6 protein-coding genes and 2 rRNA genes are annotated in these 9,301 nt (G+C 59.4%); 3 read left to right on the forward strand and 5 right to left on the reverse strand.

Annotated features, from left to right (window positions below; genetic code table 11):
- Positions 1–208 precede the first annotated feature (208 nt).
- The 3 genes from mksB to mksF are packed head-to-tail and all read left to right on the forward strand — an operon-like array spanning position 209 to position 5,017.
- Complete coding sequence (gene mksB, locus KW838_RS07810; RefSeq protein WP_218500828.1) at positions 209–1,489, forward strand: Mks condensin complex protein MksB; 1,281 nt, start codon at positions 209–211, stop codon at positions 1,487–1,489.
- Positions 1,479–2,180: an Mks condensin complex protein MksE gene (gene mksE, locus KW838_RS07815; RefSeq protein WP_007978043.1), complete on the forward strand. Its 702-nt coding sequence runs from the start codon at positions 1,479–1,481 to the stop codon at positions 2,178–2,180. Before mksB ends, mksE begins: the two co-directional genes overlap by 11 nt.
- The gene (gene mksF / locus KW838_RS07820) at positions 2,177–5,017 is read left to right on the forward strand and encodes an Mks condensin complex protein MksF (protein WP_102701500.1); all 2,841 of its coding nucleotides are present in this window, start codon (positions 2,177–2,179) and stop codon (positions 5,015–5,017) included. Before mksE ends, mksF begins: the two co-directional genes overlap by 4 nt.
- A gap of 193 nt (positions 5,018–5,210) precedes the next feature.
- On the opposite strand, the gene KW838_RS07825 is transcribed toward mksF, so the two are convergent.
- From KW838_RS07825 to KW838_RS07845, 5 genes are all read right to left on the reverse strand, one after another.
- Complete coding sequence (locus tag KW838_RS07825) at positions 5,211–7,514, reverse strand: intermembrane transport protein PqiB (RefSeq protein ID WP_218500829.1); 2,304 nt, start codon at positions 7,512–7,514, stop codon at positions 5,211–5,213.
- Complete coding sequence (locus KW838_RS07830; protein ID WP_102701498.1) at positions 7,507–8,130, reverse strand: paraquat-inducible protein A; 624 nt, start codon at positions 8,128–8,130, stop codon at positions 7,507–7,509. Before KW838_RS07830 ends, KW838_RS07825 begins: the two co-directional genes overlap by 8 nt.
- On the reverse strand, positions 8,117–8,776 hold the full coding sequence (locus tag KW838_RS07835) for a paraquat-inducible protein A (protein ID WP_015096843.1): 660 nt from the start codon (positions 8,774–8,776) through the stop codon (positions 8,117–8,119). The genes KW838_RS07830 and KW838_RS07835 overlap by 14 nt, the downstream gene beginning before the upstream one ends.
- A 145-nt stretch (positions 8,777–8,921) precedes the next feature.
- Positions 8,922–9,037, reverse strand: a 5S ribosomal RNA gene (rrf, locus tag KW838_RS07840).
- A gap of 156 nt (positions 9,038–9,193) precedes the next feature.
- Positions 9,194–9,301: ribosomal RNA gene (locus KW838_RS07845) — 23S ribosomal RNA — on the reverse strand; the annotation flags it as partial.

The following is a 9,301-nucleotide window of genomic DNA, read 5'->3' on the forward strand; positions in this document are numbered from 1 at the left end:
AGCGCGACGACGGGACTCGATAAGCAAAGGTCGGCCACTTGTGGATAACTAAAGTGCGCTGATTCTACCGCCGTTCGCAGAAGATCGCGCGCTGTTGATCGATAGACTTTACGGACAGAAAAAACAACAGCCTGTCCCGAGAGTGAATCGCATTGCCCCCGATGCAGTACAATCGCTGCTTTTAATCGCCAACCAGCCGGCCATTCCGATGATCGAACCCAAGCGCGTCTTGCGCGCCCTCGCTGAACACTGGGCACTTCTGGAGCCACTGTGCGAGCACTTCGACCAAGGCACATTGAGCCTCAACGAACTGCGCACGCAACTGGCCGCCCAGCAACTCGACAGCACGCCGCAGGACATTACCAGCCTGCTCGACGTGTGGATTCGCCTCGACATCCTGGTTCCCGTGGCCAAAAGCCCGAACCGTTTCGAGCTCAATGCGCAGATTCACGACTTCCTCGCCTATCTGCGCCGTGAACACCGTCTGGGCCTGTGCCTGGAGATCGAAGCCTACCTGCGCCACCTTGAGCGTCTGGCCGGCTATATCCAGGACGCGTTCGACATCCGTGACGGCAATGACCTGGCCCGCCAGTTGCGCCTGCTCGACATGCGCGTGCGTGACGTGCTGAAAAAACTCGATAACGACGAACAGGCACTGGTGGCCGTCGCCGAACGGGCGAAAACCAGCGACCGGCAGATTCCGTTGCGCCAGCGTTACGCGGAGGTGCTGGCGACCTGGGACGAATACGTCGAACCGATGATTGATCTGGTGAACGCCGACGGCGCCTTCGAACAGGGCGTGCGCAAGGTCGAAACCGTGCTGCTGAAGATGCTCAGCGAACAGCAGCGCCTCGGCCACCTGGTCGACGACGACATGCTGCTGCGCACCCACGCGCGCATCCTCGAAATGCAGACCAGCGCCCAGCTGACCCTGCGCCATGCCCGCGAGCTGCTCTTGCCGTTGCGTGAAGAGGCCCGCCGGCACAACGCCGTGACCCGTGGCGCAGCGCTGGCCCTGGCCGCCATCCGGCGCAAGGGCATCGATGCCGTACCACAAGCGGCGATGCCGCTGTTCACACGGCCGCAAAGCACTTTCCTCGGCAGCGCCAGTCAGGTTGAAGCCTACGTCTACGCGCTGGCGCGTTTCGAACCGAAACCGGCGCGCTTCCCCAAGGCGCACAAGACCCACAAGGGCGGCGATGCACCACGCGCGCCTCGCACGGTTCGGGAAATGCTCGAACGCTGCGAAGACGCCCTGCCGATGCCGGACCTGATGACCTGGCTGCTGGAGCAGGAACCGGACGGCGCTACCGACGAATTGCTGTACTGGTTCTCGCGCCTGTCGCGGGAAAAACGCTTCAAGCGCGAGCGTCTGGAACGTCGCGAATACCATACTCACGAGCACCAGGTCAGCCTGCGCTCCTTCGCCCTGCTCTCGGTCAGCGATGACGCCGCCGAGAATTCTGCGAGCACTCCTCATGCATCTTGATCTATCCGAACTGTCCCATCTGGCGCCGATCTTTCGCGAACTGTTCAAGGGTTACCACGTCAGCCGCCGCGATCCGGAGCTGTACGCACAGTTGTCGAACTTTCAGGACCAATACCGCACGCTGTTCAAGGCCCTGGGTTTTGAACTGGTCTGCGACACCCGCGGCTTCTACTACTTCGTGCCGGATCTCGCGGCAGCGGCGGTGAACAAGACCGCCCAGCGCCTGGCGCTGTTCACCTTCATCCTCGTCGAGCACCTGGCCGACCAGGGCCGCGACCCGATCTCCGTGCTCGACGGTGGCAGCCTCGGCCGCGATGAACTGCCGTCGCTGCTGGAAAAGTACCGCGACCTGTTCATCCAGGCCGAAGTGCAGACCCAGGACGAGCTGGAAGAAAAGATCATGCGCCGCATGACCCAGCTCGGTTTCGCCAGTGAAGAAAACGGCGTCTACCGTTTCCTGCCACCGATGCATCGTTTCCTCGATGTGTGCCTGTCGGTGCAACAGGACCGCGATCTGGCCGCCAGCCTGCACAGCGTCCTGCCGTTGCCGGTGCCGGTTCTGATCGACGAAGACAGCGACGAAAAACTGCTGCAGACCGACGACCCGCTCGACTTGAGCGAATTCGAAAGTGAAAGCGAAGAAGATGCCCTGGCCCGGGCCATTGCCGAAGAACAGGAGCTCGACGCATGAGCAAGGAACGTTACGGCATCCGCCGCTTTGCCCTTTTGAACACCGCCGGCTACAGCCTCGGCCTGTTCCCGCTGGAAGAGCCGCTGTCGGTGTACGGCGCGAACAACCTCGGTAAATCCGCCTCGATCAACGCCTTGCAGTTCCCGATCCTGGCGCGCATGTCGGACATGAGCTTCGGCAAGTACAGCCTGGAACAATCCCGGCGCTTCTACTTCGCCTCGGACACCAGCTATATCCTGGTCGAAGTCAACCTGCCCCACGGTCCGCACGTGATCGGTGTGGTCGGTCGCGGCCCCGGTGGCGGTTTCGGTCACCAGTTCTTTGCCTACGCCGGCAAGCTGGACCTGGCCCACTACCAGAAAAACGACACCTGCCTGCGTCAGAAAGAGCTGTTCACCAACCTTGAGCGCGAAGGCCTGAAAGCCTACGAACTCAAGCCGGACGAACTGCGCCGCTTGCTGGTCGGTGGCCACACCTCGATCCCGCTGGATCTGACGCTGATCCCATTGCGCTCCACCAGCGAGCAGAGCCTGAAGACCTTCCGCGCCCTGTTCATCAACCTGCTGCACATGCGCGAAATCACCGCGGCCAAACTCAAGCAACTGTTCCTCGATGCCTTCGAACACAGCCTGCGTTCCGGCAGCGTCGATTACATTGCCGCGTGCGAAGAAGCCTTCCGCGATGTACGACGCATGGAGCAGGACTACAACTCGCTGGTCGCCGCCGGCCCATTGGTCGAAGCGTTGGCCAACGGCGTGAAGCAACGCGACATCCTGCGCGGCAAGCTGCACCGCATCTCGCCGCTGCTCGATTCACTGCTGGGCACCTGGTCGGACTACGCCAGTGCGCGCAAGGAAGAGCTGACCATTCAGGCCGAGCACTACCGCAACGAGCAGGACGCCCTGCAAAACGACCAGCGCGGTGGCACTCAGGAACTGATGCGCCTGGAACGGGAAATCACCGGCATCCAGCGCTGGCTCGGCGAATTGTCGGTGCTCAAGCATCGCTTTGCCCTGGTCGATGACGTCAAGGTGCTGGAGCAGCAACTGCTGGCCGCCAAGGACGCCCACGATGAACTGGCCGGCGCCTTGGCGCAGTCTCGTCAGTTCAGCGCCGAAGACCTCGACGAGCGCCTGCGCGATCTGGAAAAACGCCTGAAGTCGGTCAAGCAGCAGCTCGATCACGCCGACAACAACAGCTACGCCCGACTGCGCGAAGAGTTTTCGCAGCAGGACGTCGAGCGCCTGATGCGCCTGTTCAACAGTGCGCTGTTCAGCCTGCCACTGGGCGAACATGGCATCACCCTCGATGAAAACGGCGACTGGGTGAAATCCGTGGAGCTGATCCTCGACGGCTTCAAAGGCGAACGCTTCGAAGTGCCGGGCCTGTCCATCGACATCTCGCACATCGAACCACCGGCCTTGCAGGCCCTGGCTGACCGTGCGGCCCTGCGCGACCAGAAAGAACGCCTGGAAAAAGAACTCAAGCAACTGAAAACCCAGCAAGCCGTGGCTGCCGACCGTGCCGCGAGCAAGACCCAGACCGAAGTGCTGTACCAGCAAGTGCTGGATGCGCAGAAAGCCCTGGAAGATTTCCGTCGCGCGCAAACCCTGAGCGCCGAAGAAGGCGACAAGCTGGAACAGATGGCTCAGATGGAAGCCGCACAGGACGAATTGAAACGTTCCAGCGATGCCTTTACCGAGCGCGTCCAGCAACTGTCGGCCAAGCTGCAATTGGTCGGCCGGCAGATCGGCGACATGGAAGCCAAGCAACGCACCCTCGACGACGCCCTGCGCCGCCGTCAGCTGTTGCCGGCGGACCTGCCGTTCGGCACGCCGTTCATGGACCCGATCGACGACTCCATGGACAACCTGCTGCCGCTGCTCAACGACTATCAGGACAGCTGGCAAGGCCTGCTGCGGGCCGATGGCCAGATCGAAGCGCTGTACGCTCAGGTGCGCCTCAAAGGCGTGGCCAAGTTCGACAGCGAAGACGATATGGAGCGTCGCCTGCAGCTGTTGATCAACGCCTATGCACACCGCACCGACGAAGCCCTGACCCTGGGCAAGGCTCGCCGTGCCGCCGTGACGGACATCGCCCGGACCCTGCGCAACATCCGCAGCGACTACGACAGCCTCGAACACCAACTGGCGCTGTTCAACCGCGAAATCAACAAACGCCAGGTCTCCAACCTGCAAAGCTTCCGTATCGTGCTCGCACCAAACAAGGAAGCGCTCAAGCACATCGACCAGATCATCCACAGCGCCGGTCAGTATGAGGAAGGCGAAACCCTGTCGGTCTTCGACCTCAGCCAAAGTGCCGAGCAGGACAACAAGAACGAAGAGGCCAAGGAATACCTGGCACGGCTGGTGGCGGCGAACCACAACCAGCTCGGCCTCAAAGACTTGTTCGAGCTGGCGTTCGAGATCACCAAGGTCAACGGCCAACCGGTGATCCACACCGACATCGACGGCGCCGCGTCCAACGGCACCACCATGACCATCAAGGCGCTGACCAACATGTACTTGTTGCTGCACTTGATGGACCGTGACCAGGCCGGTCGTGTACGCCTGCCGTACTACCTCGATGAGGCAGCGGACATCGATGAGAAGAACCAGGCCGCTTTGCTGGAAACCAGCCTGCAACTGGGCTTCGTACCGATCCTGGCGAGCGTGAAGCCGCAGGTCTGCGCCAGTGTCGCCATCGACCTGGAAGGCGGCAGCGGCCCGGCCGGCATCTACATCGACGAGGCGGACTGGAAGTACATCCGTCGTCACGACCAGGTGAAGGCGACGGTCAACGAACAAGCGGATGAACCGGAGCTGGATGCGGTCTGAGGCTTGAGTCGAAGGCAATAAAAAAGGCCGCGGTCCAATGGATCGCGGCCTTTTTCATAGGTGTGTCAGTTAGCTTTGCAGTGAACTTCAGGGCCTCTTCGCGGGCAAGCCCGCTCCCACAGAGTCTGTGGCCAACCGATAACCCTGTGGGAGCGGGCTTGCCCGCGAAGGCGTCATCACTGACGCCAGAAAACTACTTGCCCAGCGAAATCTTCGGCGCCCAGCCCAGCCACTCCTCTTCGAACTTGTCGAACAACGCGAAGGTCTGCTCCGGTCGCGCCGGACTGCCCATGCGCTCGCCGTCTGGTGTGGCGAAGGCGACACCGCCCTGAATCATCGTCTCCAGGGATTCAGTGCGCACCGTTGCACCTCTGAACAGTCCGACATCGAAGTCGAAACCGCTGGTGTTCCAGAACCGCGTGCCGCTACGCACCAGTGGCGCGTACTTCGGCTCGATCAGGATATGGATCAGCACACGATCAGCGGTCTGCCCCAATTCATAACCCGTCACCTTGCCCACCGTGATTTCGCGATACGTCACCGGCACACCGGCCTTCAGCGAACCGCGACGAGCGGCGCTGAGCACCAGACTCAAACCGTCTTCACGCTTTACAGCTTCAGGCGGGCTGGCCAGGGCCATGAAGCTTTTCTGCGGACCCAGACTCTTGGTAGCTGGCAGCACTTCGATGTATTGCCCGGTCACCAGGGTTTCAAGGTTCGATGTCTTGATCAGCCCCAGTTCAGGCTTGACCACCCAGAACTGACTGCCGACCCGGGCGATGCGCTCCGGCACTTCGGTAATCCGTGCGGTCAGCAGCACCGATTGCAGGTCGTCACTCAGGTCAACGTCCTCGATCTTGCCGACATCCAGGCCCTTGAAGCGAATCGGTGTGCCCGTACGCAATCCATCGGCGCGATCGACCTTGATGGTAATCACCTCGCCCTTTTGCGTGGCGTCGTCATGGCTGGCGAACAAGCGGAAACGTGGAATGCGCTTTTGTAGCGGCGCCTTGGCTTCCGGGGTTTCAAACGCGATACCGCCGGCCATCAGGCTTTGCAGCGACTCACTCTTGACTTGAATGCCACCGGTCAGGCCACCCGAGAGCGTGATACCGCTGGCATTCCAGAAGCGTGTCGAGGCGTTGACCAGATCCTCGTATTCCTTCTCGATATGCACGCCGATAATCAATTGCTTTTTTTTGCGCGAGAACTGATAGCTCTGTACCGAACCGACCTTGACCTGCTTGTAGAGAACCGGGCTGCCGACTTCCAGCGAGCCAAGGTTTTCGGTGAACAACACCAGGTGCAGGCCCGGCGCACGCAGATCCAGGGGTGGCGCCTTGGGCCGCGCGACGAATTCGCGTTGCGGCGCGGCCCCCTTGTCGCCAGGACGCACAGCGATGTAGTTACCTTTGACCAGCGCCTCGAGACCGGTAATCCCGGCGAGAGAAATCGACGGCTTGACCACCCAGAACTGCGTACCGTCGACCAGGTAATCTTCGGCCAACGGGTCCATCGTCAACTCGGCGGTGGCTCCGGACAGGTCAGGATCGACCTTCAGCGCCTTGAGATTGCCGACCTGAATGCCTTTGTACATCACCGGCGTACGACCGGCCTGCAAGCCTTCGAAGTCGCTGAGCTTGACCTTGATCCGGATACCGGCCGCCGCCGCATCGAAGTCTTCATAGAGTCTGAACGGCAGGCTTGGGTCGGTAGGCGGGCTGTCCTTACGGTTTTCGGGTGTAGCGAACGCAATACCACCGGCGACAATGCTGGCCAGGGATTCACTGCGAATCTTCACCCCCGACAGATTGGCGTCGATGCTGACGCCGCTGGCATTCCAGAAACGTGTGTGTTTGCGCACCAGTTTGGCGTAAGTCGGCTCGATGAAGACCTTGAGCTCGACGGTGCTCTGGTCCTCGGACAACACGTAGCTTTTGATCTGACCCACTTTGATCTGTTTGTAAAACACCGGGCTGCCACGGTTCAGCGAGCCCAGGCGGTCAGCCTTGATGGTCAAGTGCAGACCGGGCTGGGCATCGGAAAGCGGCGGTTCCTGGGCCAGGGCCTTGAACTTGCGAACCGGTTCACCCTCGCCCGGACTGATCGCAACGTAGTTGCCCGAAACCAGCGTCTCAAGACCGGTAATCCCTGCCAATGTCACGCTCGGCTTGACCAACCAGAAACGCGTGCTGGTGCGCAGATATTGCTCTACGTCCTTGTTCATTTCGATGCTGGCGATCACACCTTTGGAACTGCCTTCGTCATCGAGCTTGAGGCTTTTTACCTTGCCGACCGACATGCCTTTATAGACAACTTCGGTCTTGTTGGCCTGAATGCCTTCGCCACTTTCAAAGCGTACCTGAATCTCGATACCGGTCTCGTTATAGGCACGCCAGCCGAGCCAGCCGCCGATGATCAAGGCGATCAGGGGCAACACCCAAATGGCAGACCAGTTCGAAGCCGGTCGGGTTTTCGCTACAGGCAAATCAGTCATGGTCGTCGTCCGACTCCGTGTTATCCCAAATCAGTCGGGGATCAAAGGTTACTGCGGCAAGCATCGTCAGAATCACCACCGAGGCGAAAGCGATGGCGCCAAGATTGGCTTCGATACTGGCAAGCCGCCCAAAATTCACGACCGCCACGAGGATGGCAATCACAAAGATATCGAGCATCGACCAGCGGCCGATGAATTCAATGAAACGGTACATCCAGATACGCTGGCGAGCCGAAAGGGGCTGACGGCGCTGCACGGAAAACAGCAGCAGAGCAATGCCCACCAGCTTGAACGTGGGCACCACGATACTGGCGATAAACACCACGGCCGCAATGGGGAACATGCCGTAGTGCACCAACTCGATCACACCCGCCATGATCGTGCTGGGCGCTCCTTTGCCGAGGGAGTTCACGGTCATGATCGGCAACAAATTGGCCGGTATGTAAAGAATGGCGGCGGTAATCAGCAATGCCCAGGTGCGCACCAGGCTATTCGGGCTGCGGGCATGCACCAACGCTCCGCAGCGTGTACAGACCTGCTCGTCGGTATCAGCTTCCTGCCTGTTCAATTCATGACATTCCTTGCAAATCAGAATGCCTGCATCAATCGCCCGCATGGGCATCCTCTCCTGATAACGCCTGCCAGATCTGGTGAGGCGACATTACGACCTCCAGCCAGACTTGAATCAGCAATAAACCAATGAAGCACGCCAGGCCGAGGCCGACGGTGATGGCTGCCATATCTGCCAGTTTGACGATCGCCACCAGCACGCCCATGAAGTAGACCTCGAGCATCCCCCATTCGCGTATATGGTGATAAATGCGATAGAGCAACAAACCGTAGCTGCGCCCGACATCAAAACGGATACTCAACAATACGGCCAGTTGGCACAGCAACTTGAGCAGCGGGATCCCCATGCTGCACAGGAATACAATCACTGAAACGCTTTGCATGCCCGTGTCAAAAAGGGCGACAACGCCGCTCCAGACAGTGTCTTGCGAAGACTGCCCGAGTAGATGGAGCTGCATGATGGGTAAAAAGTTCGCCGGAATAAACAACAACAAGGCGGCTATGACCAGGGCGAGACTGCGCTGTACGACGTTGTACCGATTGGCATAAAGCTCGTAGCCGCAGCGCGGGCACAGGGCTTTTTCGCCATGGGCGAGTTCTGGCTTACGCATGAGCAAGTCGCACTCATGACAGGCAACCAGATTTTCCAGTGGTAATTCTGACAGCTCTTTGGCGTCAACCGAATCCGGCATAAGCGCTCTGACTCTATAAAAGTTGGACCTATTCTAGTGTCCCGGGACAAAAATAACTGCGCCAATTTGTGCTCGATTGAGCGTGCTTTTTCTACGCCCAAAACAAAACCCCAACTGCTTTCGCAATTGGGGTTTCGGAATTTAATCTTGACGATGACCTACTCTCACATGGGGAAACCCCACACTACCATCGGCGATGCATCGTTTCACTTCTGAGTTCGGGATGGGATCAGGTGGTTCCAACGCTCTATGGTCGTCAAGAAATTCGGGTACTGAGTCGTGGCCAGTTGGCCTCGCTTCAGCAAATTGGGTATGTGACAGCTGGTGTTTTGTGAGTTTCTCGAACTTTCGGTTCGTTTCGTCTTCACACACCGCAATCTGATGCTCTTTCGAGTAGTCAAATTGCTTGGGTGTTATATGGTCAAGCCTCACGGGCAATTAGTATTGGTTAGCTCAACGCCTCACAGCGCTTACACACCCAACCTATCAACGTCGTAGTCTTCGACGGCCCTTCAGGGGACTCAA

This window comes from Pseudomonas sp. PDM27 (assembly GCF_019219205.1).
In the GTDB taxonomy this organism is placed as follows: domain Bacteria; phylum Pseudomonadota; class Gammaproteobacteria; order Pseudomonadales; family Pseudomonadaceae; genus Aquipseudomonas; species Aquipseudomonas laurylsulfatiphila.